Source organism: Paractinoplanes tereljensis, from assembly GCF_016862435.1.
GTDB lineage: Bacteria > Actinomycetota > Actinomycetes > Mycobacteriales > Micromonosporaceae > Actinoplanes > Actinoplanes tereljensis.
Genome location: NZ_BOMY01000039.1, coordinates 109,511 through 126,398, shown reverse-complemented (window position 1 = coordinate 126,398; position 16,888 = coordinate 109,511). Strand labels below are relative to the sequence as shown.

Here is a 16,888-nt window from a genome sequence, read left to right as displayed (position 1 = left end):
ACAACAAGGACCACCAGGTGGACCAAGTGATCCGCTGTGAGGTTCGGCCAACGTAACCTGCGGGTGGATCGACCGCAATCAGTCTTTGTCGGCGACCGCGAAGTGTTTACGGGCCGCAGCGATGGCCATCCGGGCGTGCTCCTTGCCCCCGACCTGGGCGACGAGCGTTGCCCGGGGGATCTCCAGCGCGTAGGGCAGACCGGGCGGCAGGGCCTCGAGGATCCCGTTGATGTCGATGCCGCCCTCGCCGGGGAAGAGCCGTTCGAATCGGGCGGTGTGAATCAGTTCCGCGACGGTGGGCGGTACGACCGGTGGGGCGTCGCAGACGTGGGCGAAGTGGAACCATTCGGCCGGCAGTTGACGCAGGTCGGCGATGCTCGAACCGGACCGGGCGAAGTGCAGGAGATCGATCAGGATACCGGCGTTGGGCTGGCCGGCCTCGCGGAGAACCCGGACGGCGGCGTGCAGGTCCGGGGTCTCCGTCCAGGACGGGAATTCGAGGTCCATGGTGAGGCCCAGGGGCCGGGCCATCTCGCACAGTTGCGCGAATCGATCGGTCTTGCGGGCCCGGTCGGGGTCGGGAAGCTGGGCGATGACGTGCCGTGCGCCCAGTTCGGCGCCGGCTTCGAGGAACCGCTGGAAGTCGCGCGGGTCGTCGCCCGGGCTGATCCGGGCGAGCTCGATGTCCAGGACCTCGATCCCGGTCGAGGCCAGGCGGGCCTTGGTGGTCCGCATCAGGGCAGGGTCGGTGGCCAGCGGGTAATGCGGCTCCTGCGGGGTCACCCGGGTCAGCCGCAAACCGACGTAGCGATAGCCGGCCTCGGCGGCCGCGTCGACCAGCTCGGGCGGGGAGAGGCTCAGCGCGGTCAGGTGGGCCAGCGAGAAGTCGCGGCGGTCGTCCAGCTGGTCGAGCGAGGTATGTCTGAGCGCGAGCAACCGTCGCTCGCGGTGGGCGGCCATCCGTACCGGTGCATCGACCGGACCTCCGTAGCCGCCGTAGCCGCCGATCCGCTGCACCACCGCGAAGAACACCCGAGAGCCGAGTATCTCGGTGTAGAAGTGCAGGTAGGCGCCCTTCTCGTCCTGGTCGTACAGGATCGAGTGCTCCCGGAGAGCGGCGAGTGTCTCCTCGCCGATCTCGAAACGGGCCTGGAGATCGGCGTAGTAGTTGTCCGGGATCCTCAGGGGCGCGGCGCCCAGTTCCCGCATCGCGGCCGCGCAGGCGATCGCGTCATCGGTACTGAACGCGACGTACTGCGGATTCGGTATCACCGGCGCCCAGTCCCCGCGACGCAGCGGCGCGGTGTTGAGGGCGATGCGTACCCGGCCGGATCGATCCGTGGCCACCCGGCTCAGGATGGGACCGAACGGCGCGGCGATCTCGGCCGTGTTTCCGGCGTGCAGGCCGAGTACGGTCCGGTAGAACAGGGTGGCGTTGTCGAAGTCGTCGACCACGTCGGTGAGCGAGATGTGGTCCGTGCCGGTGATCCGGCCGTGGGCCGCTCGGTCGGAGGGCGGAGGCGGCACCGGCTGGAAGTCCTGCAGCCAGCTCTCGCTGTTCGCGCCGGTGTGCACCAGGAAGACCGCGGTCCCGTCGGGTGCGGCGATGGAGGTCAGCTCGGCCTCGCCGGGCTGGTGCAGGCGGGGCAGGGCCGGAGCCAGCAGGTCCTCCGCGCGCCGGGTCGACGCGGCGGGATCGGTGCTCTCCACCGCGAATGCGCAGACCGTGGTGGTTCCGGGCGTGACCGTTCGCTGCGCGGCGAAGTTCAGCAGCACGCGCGCCTTGGCCTGCTGCCAGAGCTGGACGGATTTCGAGCGGTGCTGACCGGTGTGGACGAAGCTCAGCGCCGCCAGGGCCCGGGCGACCACGGGGCCGGACGTCGCGTCGACCGCGAGCTCGGTGAACACGATGCCGCCGAGTTCGGGAGCGGGCGTCAGGGCCGGCTTGGCCGGCGTGTCCGCGATGCTTTCCTGCAGAGAGAGCAGGGACCGCATGCCGTCGATGGCGGCCTGCCGGGGATCGGCCTGCCGATAGACGTCGTTGACGACCTCCAGCGCCACCGGGCCGTCGTAGCCGGTGCCCAGCACGTTTCCGACGAAGGCCGGCAGGTCGAACGATCCCAGTCCGGGGAACAGCCGGTGGTGCCGGCTTCGCCGGGCGACGTCGGCGATGGCCCGTTCCGCGTCGGCAACCTGCAAGTGAAAGATTTTGTCACCCGGGATGACGCGAATTCCGGCCGGATCGTCGTCGCGCGACAGGACGTGGAAGCTGTCCAGGCACAGGCCGAGGGCGGGATGCCCGGCGCGTCGGACGATGCGCCACGCGTGGGTGTAGGTGTTCACGAACCGGCCCCAGGCGAGCGCCTCGTAGGCGATGCGCACGCCGTGCGCGGCGGCCCGGGTGGCGAGAGCGTGCAACTGTTCCGCGGCGAGATCGTCGTCGTCGACCGCGTCCGGGGACATCGTCGAGCACACCACCAACGTTCGCGTTCCCAATTCCTCGAGCAGGCCGAAAATCCTTTCGGCCCGCCGGAGGTTGGCCGCGAACAGGGTGGGCGGCACCCCTTCGACGTCGGTGAGCGGTTGGTAGGCGTCGATCGTCAGGCCTCGTCGTTCGCACTCCTCGCGGATGCGGCGTGGCGACCAGGACGACACGATGAGGTCGTTCTCGGTGAGTTCCACGCCCGGGAAGCGTGCGGCGGCGGCCGCGGCGAGTTTGTCCTCGAGGGCGCCCGACAGGCACGCGGTGGAGACCGAAGTGCGATATCCCATGGCCTTCCCTTCGTCTATGAACGTACCGGATAGTTAACCGCTGGTCCGGCCAGTGGTCCATGGGTGCCGATCAGTGGGTTGTGGGAAGCGGCAATCAAACCTTGCGCAGCCGGAAACATCGTCTTTATATTGAGCCGGACCTCACAGTGGAACTATCGGTCCGCCTAGCGGACCTCATGTTCAATGGAAGGCTTCCTATGGCGAAACTTCCCAGGCGCTCCGTCCTGCGGGGCGCGGCCGCCGCCTCCGCCGCGGCCGCCGCCGCCGTTACCGCTATCCCCGGAGCCGCCTCCGCGAACGGTGCCGGCGAGCGGCACGCCGGCGGTGCGGAACCGACGGTCAAACAGCCGATCACGGCCAACGTCCCGCGCGGCCTCGAGCAGTACTACGACCCGTACTACAACGTGGTCCGCGGGCAGGTGCCGGCGTCCTACCACCCGTGGGTGCTCAACCGGCAGGATCGCATCCTGCTCTACACCCGCACCGCCGGCCCGCGGCACGCCCACCTCGGACCCGCGCTCCCGGCCGGGCTGAACCCACCGCTGACGGCGGCGCACGTGCTGCAGAATGCGGTCATCAAGTGGATGGGCGAGGTTGGCGTGCAGGTCGACTGGACCGAGGACGTCACCCAGATGCCCGGCATCGGCAGTACCTACAAGGCGGTCGTCTTCGGCAGCACCAGCCGGGACACGCTGTGGAAGCACGGCACCGCGGTCCAGCCGGCCAGCGCGGTCAACACCACCACCGGCGCGCACCTGGACGCGGCCAAGACCGCGCTGCGGCAGTACATGCGGGCCGGCGGCGGGTTCGTCGGCATCCACAACGCGATCGGCGGCACCGAGTACAACTGGCCGTACTACGAGGGGCTGTGCGGCGGCACCCAGTACTACGACCACGGCGCCAACCAGAACGGCACCGTCGTCACCTACGCCAAAGATTCGTCCACCCAGGGATTGCCGGGCCGGTGGGACTTCAAGGACGAGTGGTACAACTGGATGCCCTTCCCGGGCCGGGTGAAATGGCTGCTGGGCGTCGACGAGTCCACCCTGGCCACCAAGTCGGGCACGCACCCCGGCCACGGCAAGTTCCACCCGATCTCCTGGTGCCAGTACTACGACGGCGGACGCTCCTGGGTCACCGCCCTCGGCCACGATTCGGCCGCCTGGACCGACGGGTCCGGCTTCGTCGGGCAGGCCTTCTTCAAGAAGCACGTCGTCAACGGGATCCTGTCCGCCATGGGCAAGCTTCCGTTCTGCAGCTGAGGCGGGGCAGTCGATGGAAAGACGCAATTTCCTGGCCGGTGCGGCCGGTGTGGCCGGCGCGACCGCCGTCGGAACGCCGGCTGCGGCGGCCCCGGTCATCCCGTCGCAGCCCGCCGCGTTCGGGCGGACCGGCAAGAACTTTCCGAAAGTGTGTGGCGACCTCGGCAACACCAACCACTCGAACCTGAGTCAGATCAACCGGCGGACGATCCGGCAGCTCGGCGGTGCCTGGCACGCGAACCTCGAAGGCGGCAGCACCAGCCAGCCGCAGCAGAGCACCGCCGTCGTCCAGGACGGCGTGCTCTACGTGCAGACCACCCAGCAGAACGTGTTCGCCGTCGACGGTCGCACCGGCGCGATCAAGTGGAAGACCAATCTCGGCAGCAAGACCACGAACATGCGCGGCGTCGCGCTGGGCGAGGGCAAGGTCTTCTCCACCAGCGGTGCCAACATCGTGTACGCACTGGATCAGCGCACTGGCGCGATCGTCTGGCAGAAAGCCCTGATCACCGCGGACGAGGGCGGCTCGGACAGCGGCTGCGACCCGCAGAACGGGCAGTGCGGCGGCCTGACCGGCACGCTGGCCGGAGCGGTCGTCTACTTCGGCGGCCTGATTTACGTCGGCATGCAGGGCAGCACCGGCGGGGCGCGCGGCCGGGCGTACGCGCTGCATGCCGCCACCGGCGAGATCGCCTGGACCTTTTGGTCGGCCCCCGGACCGGGCGAGTTCGGCCACGACACGTGGGCGGGCGACTCGTGGAAGACCGGCGGCGCGGTGCCGTGGATCCACCCGGCGATCGACCCGGAGCTCGGCCTCGTCTACTGGACGTTCAGCGGCCCCTATCCGCGTACCGACGGCTCGTCGCGGGCCGGCGACAACCTGTTCGCCAACTCGATCGTCGCGCTCGACGCGAAGACCGGGCGGCGGCGGTGGCATTTCCAGTCGGTGCACCACGACATCTGGGACATGGACAACGTGATGGCCCCGGTGCTGGTCGACCTGGTCGTCGACCGGAAGCCGCGGAAGGTGGTGGTCTACGGCAGCAAGGTCGGCATGTATTACATCCTCGACCGGCGCACCGGCGAGGCGATCCACGGCATCGAGGAACGACCGGTTCCCCAGGACGTACGCCAGAAGACCGCGCCCACACAGCCGTTCCCGGGCGGCGAGCCGTTCGTGCCGCAGGAGCCACGCATCGACAAGGCGACCCGGCCGGTGCCGTTCTACGAGACCGGTGGCCTGTACACCCCGCACTGGGACCGGCCGGTGATCATCTTCCCGGGTGCGGGCGGCGGCGCGGACTGGGCGCACCTGTCCTTCAACCCGTACACCGGTTGGATCTATGTGGGTTATGGGTTGATCAACTCGGGCTATTCGAACGCCCGGGACGGCCGGGTCAACACGTCCCGGCCGCTGGGGGAGTATTTCGCCGGCGGCATCGCGGCCGTGGATCCGGTCACCAACAAGCCGGTGTGGGTCAAGGACGGGGAATGGTCGCTCGCCCATGGCAACGGCATCCTCACCACCGCCGGGCGGATCATGTTTCAGGGCGGCCCCGACGGAGTCCTGCACGCGATGGACGACCGCAACGGCGACGTGCTCTGGAGTTTCCAGACCGGCGCCGGAGTGCACACCAGCCCGATCTCGTACGAGATCGGCGGCGAGCAGTACATCGCGGTCTTTGCCGGCGGCAACGGCCTGCCCTACCCGGACATCCCGCGGGGCGACCACCTGTGGGCGTTCAAGCTGGGCGGAACCGTGGCACCGGCCCCCGCACCCGTTCCGCCGTCGAAACGCAACGACGTCCGCTCCGCGCCGGTGACCGGCGCTACCGCCAACAACACCGTCACCATCGGCCGGATCTGGGACGCCACCCGGAAGGTACCCGGGGCCACCGAGAACCTGGTCGCGCAGAACGCGATGTCGCCGCAACACCTCACCGTCCCGGTCGGCGCGCAGGTCACCTTCGTCAACCCGGCGGACAACACCTCCGCGCACGCCGCCGTGTCGTTCTTCGACGACGAGTTCGACACCGGCGTCCTGATGCCCGGAAAGTCCTGGTCACATACGTTCACCAAGCCCGGCACCTATTTCTATAACGACGCCATATATCCGCAGAACACCGGCAAGATCGTCGTCTCATGAAAGGGATCCCGATGAAGAAGAAGACCTGGACCAAGCCGAAGACGGAGTGCCTGGAGTCGCGGGCCGAGGTCTCCGCGTACGCCGGCACCGGCACCCCGTGGCCCCGGACGCGCTGAGCCGGGAGGGGTTCGAGGCCGCGCTGCGCGGCCTCGGACCCCGCTACTGGGACCGCCACCCGTTCCACCTCCGTCTGCACGCCGGTGACTGCTCACCGGCCGAGGTGCGTGGCTGGGTCGCGAACCGCTGGTACTACCAGCAGATCCTGGCCCGCAAGAACGCCGCGGTCATCGCGAACTGTCCGCTGCCCGAGGTGCGGCGACGGTGGCTGGAGCGCGTGGTGTTCCACGACGGCGTCCGCGACGGCGAGGGCGGACAGGCCGACTGGCTGGTCCTCGCCGATGCGGTCGGCCTCGCCCGCGAAGAGATGCTCGACGAACGGCACGTCGCTCGGGGCACCCGCTTCGCCGTCGACGGCTACCTGAATTTCTGTCAGAGCCGGCCGTGGACGGAGGGTGCGGCAGCGGCGCTGACCGAGATGTTCTCACCCGACCTGATGGCGGCCCGGGTGGTGGCCTGGCGGCAGCATTACCGCTGGATCAAGCCGGATGGCTACGCCTATTTCGAGAACCGGATTCCAGTCGTACGCGACGACGCGCAGTACACCCTCGATCTGGTCCTTACTCACTGCCGCTCCGCCGATGAGCAACAGGCGGCGCTCCGAGCGCTGGCCTTCAAATGCGACGTGCTCGGCGCGATGCTCGACGCCATCGACTACCAGGGAGGGGTGCTGTGAGGCCGGGGCTGGCCCGCGGCGTGCGGCTGGTGCACGACCCGGTCCGTGGCACCGACGCGCTGCTCTACCCGGAAGGCAGCCTCCTGCTGACCGGCCCGGCGCCGGACGTGGTGCGCGCCTGCGACGGGTTCCGTGACGTCGACGGCATCGCCGCTCTGCTCTCCGAGACCTTCGACGAGGTGCGCCCGGCCGACATCGGTGACCTGATCGCCGACCTGGCGTCGCGGCGCCTGATCGTCGATGAGGGGATGCCGGCGAAACCGCACACGTGCGCCGGCCGCCCGGGCGCTCGCTCGCCGCTGCCGATCGGCATGGTGGCCGAACTTACCTACCGGTGTCCTCTACGCTGCGGCTACTGCTCCAACCCCGTCCAGGCCGACCCGGCCCGGGACGAGCTGACCGCCGACCGATGGCGGAACGTGCTCGACCAGGCCAGGCAGCTCGGCGTCCTGCAGGTGCACTTCTCCGGTGGCGAGCCGGTGCTACGGCCCGATCTGGCCGACCTGGTCGCCCACGCTCGTGCCCTCGGCATGTACACCAACCTGATCACCAGTGGGGTGGGGTTGTCCCGCGGCCGCCTCGACCAGCTGGTCGACGCGGGCATCGACCACGTCCAGCTTTCCGTCCAGCACGCCGACGCTCCGGCCGCGGACGCCATCGCGGGGCTGCGCTCGCATGAGCGGAAGATCGCCGTGGCCGCCCTCATCCGCGAGGCGGAGCTGCCGCTGACCGTCAACGTGGTCCTGCACGCCGGCAACGTGGAAGCCCTGTCCTCCATCGCGGCCTTAGCCGCCGACCTCGGCGCCGATCGTCTCGAGCTGGCGCACACCCAGTACTACGGATGGGGTTTGCGCAACCGGGCCGCCCTGATGCCCGCCGCCGGTCAGATCGAGCGGGCGCGGACCGCAGCGGTCGAGGTGCACGAGCGGTACGGCGACCTCATGGAGATCGTTTACGTGGAACCGGACCACTACACGGGCCGGCCGAAACCGTGCATGAACGGCTGGGGCACGAGGCAGTTCGCGGTGACCCCGACCGGCGTGGTTCTGCCCTGCCTGGCGGCGCAGCAGTTGCCCGGCCCGCCGGCCCCGACAGTGCATCGCGACCAGCTCGCCGACATCTGGTACCGGTCGGAGCTGTTCGAGCGTTTCCGCGGCACCGCCTGGATGCCGTCGCCCTGCCGCGACTGCGAACTTCGCGAACTCGACTTCGGCGGATGCCGCTGCCAGGCGTTCCAGCTCACCGGCGACGCGGCGGCGACCGACCCGGCCTGCTCCTTGTCACCGCACCACGATCTCGTCGCCCCGGCCGGCACCCGGCCTGCGATGATCCCGCGGCGGTACCCGTGAGGGTCCGCGTCCTGGGCAGTGCGGCCGGCGGTGGCTCCCCGCAGTGGAACTGCGCCTGCCCACCCTGCCGGGATGCCCGCCGCACCGGGCGCAACCGAACCCAGGACACGGTCGCCGTCAGCGGCGACGGCACCGCCTGGTTCCTGCTGAACGCCGGCCCGGACATTCGTTCCCAGATCCTCGCCACCCCCGAACTCGCGCCCGGCCCGGGGCTGCGCGACACCCCGTTGCGCGGTGTCCTGCTGACGACCGCTGAACTCGACCACACGATCGGCCTGCTGAGCCTGCGTGAGGCGGTCCGGCTTACCGTCCATGCCACGCCGGCCGTCAGCGCGGCGTTGCAGACCGCGTTTCCGCTGCGGTCGATGCTCGCGCAATACACCGATCTCGACTGGCGGGAGATGCCCGAGCGGCTGGAGCTCGACGGTGGTTTGATCGTCGACCGGCTCACGGTCGGCGCCAAGCGACCCCGTTATGCCACCGGAACACCAGGGGAGGGGTGGGTGTCGGCGCTGCGCCTGAGCGACCGGCGGACCGGCTCGTCGTTCGTCTACGCCACCTGCCTGCCGGTCTGGACCGACGCTTTCGACGCCTTCGTCGACGGGGCGGCCGAGGTGCTGCTGGACGGTACCTTCGCCACTGACGACGAGTTGACCGTGATGACCGGGCGTCCCGGAAGCGCGGCCGGCATGGGCCATCTGCCGATCGTGGACTCCCGCCCGCACGCGGCCCGGCACCCCGGCACCCGATTCCGCTACGGCCATCTCAACAACACCAATGCGATGGCCGGGGACGACGTGGTCTCCGACGGCACTGACATCTTCTGATCGGCTGAAGTGTTTCCACTCTTGACAGAGCAGGTTTCCGTGACGCTAACTAACGTACTGGTTCGTACAAAGAACTGGAGGTCGGCATGCCCCGTCCGCAGCGCTTTCTGGTGGGCCTGATCGGCGCCGGCATCGGCACCTCGATGAGCCCGGCCCTGCACGAGCGCGAGGCCGACCGGCACGGGGTGCGCTACCTCTATCAGCTGATCGACCTGGATTCCCGGCCCGGCGAGGTCGGCGAGCTGCTCGCCTCGGCGCGGCGGCTCGGCTTCCACGGGCTCAACATCACCCACCCGGCGAAACAGGACGTCGTTGAATTCCTCGACGAGCTTGCTCCCGAGGCGGCGGAACTCGGTGCGGTCAACACCGTGGTCTTCCGCGACGGGAAGGCGGTGGGTCACAACACCGACCGGTACGGCTTCGCGACCGGCCTGGCGCGGGCGCTACCCGATGCCCCGCTCGGGCACGTCGTCCAGCTCGGTGCCGGCGGAGCGGGCCTGGCGGTCGCCGCCGCGCTGGCCGGCGCGGGCGCACGCCGGCTGTCCGTGGCCGACGTCGACCCGCAACGAGCCGGCCGGCTGGCCGAGGCCATCGCGGCGCACCATCCGGCGGCCGTCGAGCCGATCACCCCGGAGCAGGTTCCGGCCCGGCTCGCCGAGGCCGACGGCCTGGTCAACGCCACACCGATCGGCATGGAGGGCCATCCGGGCACGCCGATCGACCCGCAGCACCTACGGCCCGGACTGTGGGTCGCGGACGTGATCTACCGCCCGCTCGACACCGACCTGATCAGCGCGGCGCGCCGGCTCGGCTGCCCGGTGGTCGACGGCGGTGGCATGGCGGTCCACCAGGCCGCCGCGTCCTTCCGCCTGTTCACCGGGCTCGCCGCCGACGAGGAGCGGATGGGCGACGACTTCGCCGAGCTGGCGCGCGGTGGCGACGATGGCTGACTCACCGGGCGGCGTCGTCGGCCAGCCGCGGATCGCGCGCTTCCCGCCAGCGCCGCAGCAACTCGGGCAGCTCCGCGTTGTGCTCGCCGAGCACGGGAGGCGGTGCCGGCGGTGTCAATGGCTCGCCGTCGAAGAGCACGCCGCTGCCGCTGACCCGAAGGGAGCGGTCGGCGGAGCGCTCCACGGTCTGGCGCGGAACACCCGGGGGAAAGGGTATGTCGGCGAAGAAGCCGCGCCCCGCGACCTGGTCCACGGCGACGGCCTGGGCCACGGTGAGGATGCGGGCGGCCGGAACGCCGGCCGCGGTCAGGATGCGTTCCCACTCCCGGCCCGGTCGTCGCTTCAGCGCCTCGTTCAGCAGCCGGTTGAGCTCCACGCGGTGCCGTTTGCGGGCCTCGCGGTCGGCGAAGCGCGGATCGGTGATCAGCTCCGGACGGCCGACCAGCCGGCACAGCGTCTCGTACTGCTCCTGCCGGTTGGCCGCGATGTTGAGCGGGCCGTCCGCGGTGTCGAACGTCCCGGAGGGTGCGGCAGTCGCGTTCTGGTCGCCCATCGGCTCGGGCTCGATGCCGCTGACCAGGTAGTTGGAGACGGCCCAGCCCATGGCGGAAAGAGAGGCCTCCAGCATGGAGACGTCGAGGAAGCGCCCCTTGCCGTCGAGCCGGCGGCCGGCCAGGGCCGCGGTGATGGCCAGGGCGGCACTGAGCCCGCCGACGGTGTCGGCCACCGGGAAACCGACGCGCAGCGGTGCGGTCTCCCGGGTGCCGGTCACGCTCATCATCCCGGACAGGCCCTGAATGATCTGGTCGTAGGCCGGAGCCTGGCTCATCGGCCCGGTTTGGCCGAAGCCGCTGATCGCGCAGTAGATCAGGCCCGGGTTGAGCTGCTGCAGCCGTTCCCAGGGGAAACCGATGCGGGCCAGTACGCCGGCCCGGTAGTTCTCGACGAGGACGTCGGCGTGCCTGGCGAGTTCGGTGAAGGTCGCCCGGTCCGGCTCGTTCTTCAGGTCGAGCTCGATCGACTTCTTGCCGGCGTTCTGCGCCAGGAAGGACGCGCCCAGCTTCGATCGGTTCAGCTCCGGGTCCGGTCCGAGCACCCGGGCGAGGTCACCGCGGCCCGGAATCTCGATCTTGATGACCTCGGCGCCGAGCAGCATCAGGTGGTACGTGCAGTACGGCCCGGCGAGGACATTGGTGAGATCGAGGACTCGGACACCGGCGAGCGGGCGGTCGGGCATGCGCGATTCTCCTTCCGAGGTCCCCGGCCGGACCGGTGGTCCGGCCGGGGGTCAGTACGACGAGCCGAGCGGATGGTCGAAACCGCGTTCGTTCATCTGTGCCGCCGCGGCCAGCAACGCCTCGGCGAACGCGGCGACGCGGTCATCGCTGAACCGCACGGTGGGACCACTGAGTGTCAGTGCGGCCACCACGGTTCCGGACCGGCCCAGGATCGGAACGGCCACCGCGGACAGCCCCGCGTCACGTTCGCCGTGGCTGACGGCATAACCCTGGTGGGTTGCCTCGGCGATCCGCTCCTGCATGAGGTGCACGTGTTCCGCGCCGTAGGGCGAGGAGCGGGCGACCCGTTCGAGCAGGCCGGCCGAGGCGTCCCGCAGCAGCACCTTGGCCGATGCGCCCGCCCACAGCGGCAACTCGTCGCCCACCTGCACGACGTGCCGCAGGGCCTGCGGGCTCTCCTGCTGGGCGATGCAGACCCGGACGATGTCGCGGGCGACGTAGACGTTGACGGTCTCCCGCTCCCGAGCGGCAAGCTCGCGCATCAGGCGCTGCGTCTCCGGTGGCAGTTCCCAGCCCCGGCGGGCGAGATGAGCCCATCGCCAGAGCCCCGGGCCTGCCATGTAACCCGAGTTGGTCGCCCAGAGAAGGCCGCTCTGCTCGAGCGTCTGCACCAGCCGGATGACCGTCGTCTTGGCCAGTCCGGTGGCCGCGACGATATCTCGTACGGCGATCAGCGGACGATCCTCGGTCAGCAACGACAGGATGTCCAGCGCTCGCTGGACGCTCCGGACGCCGCTGCCCTCCGACGCGTCATCGCCGGACGCACGGCTCGGCCTGGTCGCGGATGTCACGGTCGCTCACTTCCTTTCCTCGCGGCGCGGCGGATGGCCGCGTCGCGGAGTGGCCGCACGGTGCGGCCACAGGTGTCCTGGACACCTGAATTCTGCCGCCTGATCCCTCACGTCATCGGCCCGTAACTTTTCGGCCTCGGGCTATTGCCATCGGCTGGAGGCCAACCGTACGTTACACCGTAGTCCGTACAGCGGTCCATAAGACGAAGTGTGGTCCACGTGACGGACTTTATTGGAGGTGCTTATGCTCGAGGCCATTCTCAACACTTCCCCGGGATCATTGGTCTCAGCGCCCGCTCTACTCGGTGGCAAGTGGGTCAACGAGGGGCCATCGGACGACCGGATCGGCCCGTTCACCCGTACGGTGGTCAGTCGGGCCCGGGTCGCGGAGCCCGGCGACGCGCGCTCCGCCGCGGAACACGCCAAGGCATTCGCCCGGACGATCGCGCGACTGGCCCCGGCCACCCGAGCCGCGATACTCGACCGGGCCGCCGCGCTGGCCACCGAGCACCGGGAGCCGATCGCCCGCCTGATCGCCCTCGAGCTCGGCAAGCCGTTGAAGGACGGCCGCGGTGAGCTGGACCGGGTGGCCGACACGTTCACGGTCTGCGCGGCCGAGGCCCGCCAGATCGGCGGCGACATGCTTCCGGTCGCCGGCTGGGAGCGCGGCGTCGGCAACACCGCTCTCACCTACCGGGCACCCGCCGGGGTGGCCCTGGCGATCACGCCCTTCAACGCGCCGGCCAACCTGCTCGCCCACAAGCTGGGCGCGTCGTTCGCCGCCGGCAACACCACCATCGTGAAGGCGCCACCGCAGGCACCGGCCGTCTCCGCCGCGATCGTCGCGCTGCTGCTGGAGGCCGGGGCGCCGGTCGAAGCGGTGCAATTGCTGCACGGCGGCGGTGAGGTCGGCGCCGAGCTCTGCGCCGCACCGGAGGTCGCGGTCATCAGCTTCACCGGCAGCGCCGAGACCGGCGCTGCGGTAGCCCGGGCGGCCGGCGCCAAACGGCTCGTGCTCGAGCTCGGCGGCAATGCGGCCACGATCGTCTGCGACGACGCGGACCTGGCGGCCGCCGCCAAGACCTGTGCCCGCACCGGATACAGCAACTCCGGCCAGAGCTGCATCTCCGTGCAGCGGATCTACGTGCAGCGCGGCAGCTTCGCCGCGTTCGTCGACCTGCTGACCGCCGAGGTCGCCGCCCTGCGGGTCGGTGACCCGCTGGATCCGCAGACCGACGTCGGATCGATGGTCGACGATCAGGCGGCGGAACGGGTGCTCAGCTGGGCCACCGAAGCGGTCGGCGGCGGCGCGCGGATCACCGTCGGCGGCACCCGCGACGGCGCCACGGTCAGTCCGACCGTGGTCGCCGACCCGCCGGCCGATGCCACCGTCGTCACTCAAGAGGTGTTCGGTGCGCTGGTCAGCGTCCTGCCGTTCGACGACTTCGACGACGTGCTCGCCACCTGCAACGCGAGCCGCTTCGGGCTGCAGGCCGGCCTGTTCACCACCGACATCGGCCGCATCCTCACGGCCTGGCGCGAGCTCGAGGTCGGCGGGCTGATCGTGAACGGTTCGTCGAACTTCCGCCTGGACCACGTGCCGTTCGGCGGGGTGAAGGACTCCGGCTTCGGCCGGGAATCACCGCGCTTCATGATCGACGACTACACGGTCGTCAAGACGCTGATCCTGCGCGGAATGTCGATCTGGGGAGAGAACTGATGAGCACCGCCGCCGACGCCCTGGTTGCGCAACTGGCCGACTACGGCGTCGAATACATCTTCGGCACCTGCGGGCACACCAACATCGCCCTGCTGGACGCGATCGGCCGCAGCGACATCGAGTTCGTGATCGCCCGGCACGAGCAGACCGCCGCGCACGCCGCCGACGGCTACGCCCGCGCCACCGGCAAACCCGGCGTCCTGCTCATGCATGTCGGGCCGGGCATGATGAACGCGGTCACCGGCGTGGCCACGGCCGCCCTCGACTCGGTGCCGCTGATCGCGATCTCCGGCGACATCCCGTCCTACATGTACGGCCGGCACCCGCACCAGGAAGTGAACCTGCACGCCGACGCCGACCAGACGGCGATCTACCGGCCGTTCGTGAAGCGGGCCTGGAACGTGCACCGGGTGGAGGACCTGCCGCGCTTCACCGAGCGGGCGTTCTGGACCGCCACCTCCGGGCGTCCGGGCGCGGTGCTGCTCAACGTGCCGATGGACCTGTTCTCCCGGGAGCTGCCGGCAACGGTCCCGACCTACCCCCTGCCGGTGTCGGCCACCCGCCCCGACCTGCCACCGGCCGACGCCGACCGGATCGCGGCCGCCCTCGCCGCCGCCGAACGTCCCCTCATCTACATCGGCGGCGGACTCGGCGGCCCCGACGGCCGGCGGGCGCTGCGCGAACTCGCCGAGCACCTCGACATCCCGGTGGCGCATTCGCTGATGGCCAAGGGCGCGCTTCCCGACGACCACCCGCTCGTGCTCGGCATGACCGGGTTCTGGGGCCTCGAGGTCACCAACGAGTACGCCCGCAACGCCGACCTGGTGCTGGCCATCGCGACCCGGTTCGCCGAGACCGACTCGAGCTCCTGGAATCCCGCGTACACGTGGAGCTTCCCGCCGTCGCGGCTGATCCAGATCGACATCGACCCGGCCGAGATCGGCCGGAACTACCCGGTCGAGCTGGGCGTCGTGGCCGACGCGGCCCTCGCTGTCACCGCGATCCGCGACCGGGTCCGGGAACTCGACCCGGTCCAGCGACCGGAACTGCGGGCACGGATCGGTGCGGCGCGGGCCGAGCTGTTCGCCGCCAGCGCCGAACGTGGCCGCAGCGACAACTTCCCGCTGCGTCCCGAGCGGATCCTTGCCGACGTCCGGGCCGCGCTGCCGCCGGACGCCGTGCTGGTCACCGACGTGGGCTGGAACAAGAACGGGGTGGCCCAGTGCTACCCGCTGCCGGCCGAGGGCCGCTTCATCACCCCGGGCGGCGCGTCCACCATGGGCTTCGGCCCGGCCGCCGCGCTCGGTGTGCAGATCGCCCAGCCCGACCGGGTGGTGGTCGCGCTGATCGGCGACGGCGGGATGAGCGCGCAGCTGCCGGCGCTGCCGATGGCCGCCGAGCAGGGGCTGCCGGTGATTTTCCTGGTGATGAACAACCGGGCCCACGGCACCATTTCCGACCTGCAGTCGAGCTTCTTCGGCCGCAGTTACGGCTGCGATTTCACCGATCCGGACGGGCAGCCGTACAGCCCGGATTTTGCCGCCCTGGGCCGCTCCTGCGGTCTCGACGGCTATCTGATCGCCGAACCGGGCGAGCTCACCACTGCCCTCAAGGCGGCCGTCGACCGCCGCCGGCCGGCGGTGATCGACGTACCGATGGTCAACGAACCGGTGCCGACCCCCGGCCACTGGAACATCAAGGACATCTACCAGGGCGTCTTCGAGTGAAGGTGTCCTTTCCCCCGTTCAATCAGATAAGAGGTGAGACGCACATGGTCCGACTCCGCGCCACCGCCATATCCGCCTCCGTCGTGCTCGCTCTGGTCGTCGCCGCCGGGTGCAGTGCTCCCGGTGGCGACGACAAGAAAGCCGGCGACGATAGCGGCCCCATCAAGATTGCCCTGGTCGACGCGCAGAGTGGGCAGCTCAGCTCGCTCGGCGCGTGGGAGCTCAAGGGCGCCAAGCTCGCGGTGACCGAGTGGAACGCGGCCGGCGGCATCAACGGCCGGCAGATCCAGCTCGACGTCTTCGACGACCAGGGCGACCCGACCACCGGCACCAACCTCGCCCGCAAGATCGACAGCGAGGGCTACATCGCCATGCTCGGCACCGCGGAGAGCGCGGTGACCATCGCGATGGCGCCCACGCTGAAGACCGCGGAGATCCCGAACATCACTTCCGGCCAGTCGCCGGGCCTGGTCGCGGTCGGCAGCGAGTTCCTGTTCCTCAACGGCCCGACCAGTACGACCTACGACGAGACCCTGGCCAAGTACATCGTCGACCAGCAGGGCATCAAGGACATCGCGCTGATCACCAACAACGGTTCGTACGGCAAGGGCGAGCACGACGCGTTCACCAAGGCGCTCAAGACCCGCAACGTCACCCCGCTGGTCGACCAGGTGGTCACCGCCGACCAGAAGGACTTCAGCGCGGCGCTCACCACGATCCGGCAGAAGAACCCGAAGCTCATCTTCCTCGGTGCCGAGGAGGTCGAGTCCGGCCTGATCGTCAAGCAGGCCCGCGACCTCGGCATCACCGTCCCGTTCGCCGGCGCGGCGCCGCAGGGCACGCCGGTGTTCCTGGACACCGCCGGTGCGAAGAACGCCGAGGGCACGATCGTCAGCTCGCCGTACCTGAGCAACGACATCAACGAGGCGTCGAAGAAGTTCGCCACCGCCTACAAGGCCGCCTACAACGAGGAGGCCGAACTGCACGGGGCGAAGGCGTACGACGGGGCACAGATCCTGTTGACGGCGCTCAAGTCCAGCAATGTCGCCAGCGGCAAGCCCTTGGCCGACGCGATCCGTGGCACGAAGTACCAGGGTCTGCTCGGCAGTTTCGCCTTCGACAACACCGGTGTCGGAATCTTCGCCACCTCGATCGGCAAGATCGAGAACGGCAAGCTCACCGCTGCCTCCAGCTGACAATCCAGCCCCAGCAAAGTCCCGGCGCCGCCACCGGCGCCGGGACCGTCGGCCATC

General features: G+C 69.9%; 12 protein-coding genes. 9 read left to right on the top strand and 3 right to left on the bottom strand.

From position 1 onward, the window contains the following. Positions 1-78: 78 nt before the first annotated feature. A complete protein-coding gene (locus Ate02nite_RS30160; RefSeq protein WP_203811231.1) occupies positions 79-2,772 on the bottom strand; it encodes a TIM barrel protein in 2,694 nt (897 codons plus the stop codon). A gap of 197 nt (positions 2,773-2,969) precedes the next feature. On the opposite strand from Ate02nite_RS30160, the gene Ate02nite_RS30155 reads away from it, so the two are divergent. The 6 genes from Ate02nite_RS30155 (at position 2,970) to Ate02nite_RS30130 (ending at position 10,099) form a co-directional block, all read left to right on the top strand. Beyond that, positions 2,970-4,034, top strand: coding sequence for a ThuA domain-containing protein (locus Ate02nite_RS30155; protein ID WP_203811230.1), 1,065 nt, complete (start codon positions 2,970-2,972; stop codon positions 4,032-4,034). A 13-nt stretch (positions 4,035-4,047) separates the two neighbouring features. Further along, complete coding sequence (locus Ate02nite_RS30150) at positions 4,048-6,180, top strand: outer membrane protein assembly factor BamB family protein (protein WP_203811229.1); 2,133 nt, start codon at positions 4,048-4,050, stop codon at positions 6,178-6,180. Between the two features lie 97 nt (positions 6,181-6,277). Beyond that, a complete protein-coding gene (gene pqqC / locus Ate02nite_RS30145) occupies positions 6,278-6,973 on the top strand; it encodes a pyrroloquinoline-quinone synthase PqqC (protein WP_203811228.1) in 696 nt (231 codons plus the stop codon). Further along, positions 6,970-8,322, top strand: coding sequence for a pyrroloquinoline quinone biosynthesis protein PqqE (pqqE, locus tag Ate02nite_RS30140; RefSeq protein ID WP_203811227.1), 1,353 nt, complete (start codon positions 6,970-6,972; stop codon positions 8,320-8,322). Before pqqC ends, pqqE begins: the two co-directional genes overlap by 4 nt. Further along, the gene (pqqB, locus tag Ate02nite_RS30135; RefSeq protein WP_203811226.1) at positions 8,319-9,149 is read left to right on the top strand and encodes a pyrroloquinoline quinone biosynthesis protein PqqB; all 831 of its coding nucleotides are present in this window, start codon (positions 8,319-8,321) and stop codon (positions 9,147-9,149) included. Before pqqE ends, pqqB begins: the two co-directional genes overlap by 4 nt. 86 nt (positions 9,150-9,235) lie before the next feature. Then, positions 9,236-10,099, top strand: a complete 864-nt coding sequence (locus Ate02nite_RS30130) for a shikimate dehydrogenase (RefSeq protein WP_203811225.1) — start codon at positions 9,236-9,238, stop codon at positions 10,097-10,099. Position 10,100: 1 nt separating this feature from the next. Here Ate02nite_RS30130 and Ate02nite_RS30125 read toward each other — a convergent pair whose 3' ends face one another. Together Ate02nite_RS30125 and Ate02nite_RS30120 are read right to left on the bottom strand one after the other, a co-directional pair. After that, the gene (locus Ate02nite_RS30125) at positions 10,101-11,336 is read right to left on the bottom strand and encodes a CaiB/BaiF CoA transferase family protein (RefSeq protein ID WP_203811224.1); all 1,236 of its coding nucleotides are present in this window, start codon (positions 11,334-11,336) and stop codon (positions 10,101-10,103) included. 51 nt (positions 11,337-11,387) lie between these two features. Then, on the bottom strand, positions 11,388-12,188 hold the full coding sequence (locus Ate02nite_RS30120; protein ID WP_203811223.1) for an IclR family transcriptional regulator: 801 nt from the start codon (positions 12,186-12,188) through the stop codon (positions 11,388-11,390). Positions 12,189-12,432: 244 nt separating this feature from the next. On the opposite strand from Ate02nite_RS30120, the gene Ate02nite_RS30115 reads away from it, so the two are divergent. Genes Ate02nite_RS30115 through Ate02nite_RS30105 form a run of 3 tightly spaced genes read left to right on the top strand, consistent with a single transcriptional unit; the run spans position 12,433 to position 16,831 of the window. Next, entirely contained in the window at positions 12,433-13,908 is a 1,476-nt protein-coding gene (locus tag Ate02nite_RS30115; RefSeq protein ID WP_203811222.1) for an aldehyde dehydrogenase family protein, read from the top strand. Continuing rightward, the gene (locus Ate02nite_RS30110) at positions 13,908-15,635 is read left to right on the top strand and encodes a thiamine pyrophosphate-binding protein (RefSeq protein ID WP_203811221.1); all 1,728 of its coding nucleotides are present in this window, start codon (positions 13,908-13,910) and stop codon (positions 15,633-15,635) included. Before Ate02nite_RS30115 ends, Ate02nite_RS30110 begins: the two co-directional genes overlap by 1 nt. A 44-nt stretch (positions 15,636-15,679) precedes the next feature. Continuing rightward, positions 15,680-16,831 carry an ABC transporter substrate-binding protein gene (locus tag Ate02nite_RS30105; protein ID WP_203811220.1) on the top strand — a complete coding sequence of 384 codons (1,152 nt, stop codon included), beginning with the start codon at positions 15,680-15,682 and terminating at the stop codon, positions 16,829-16,831. Positions 16,832-16,888: the final 57 nt, after the last annotated feature.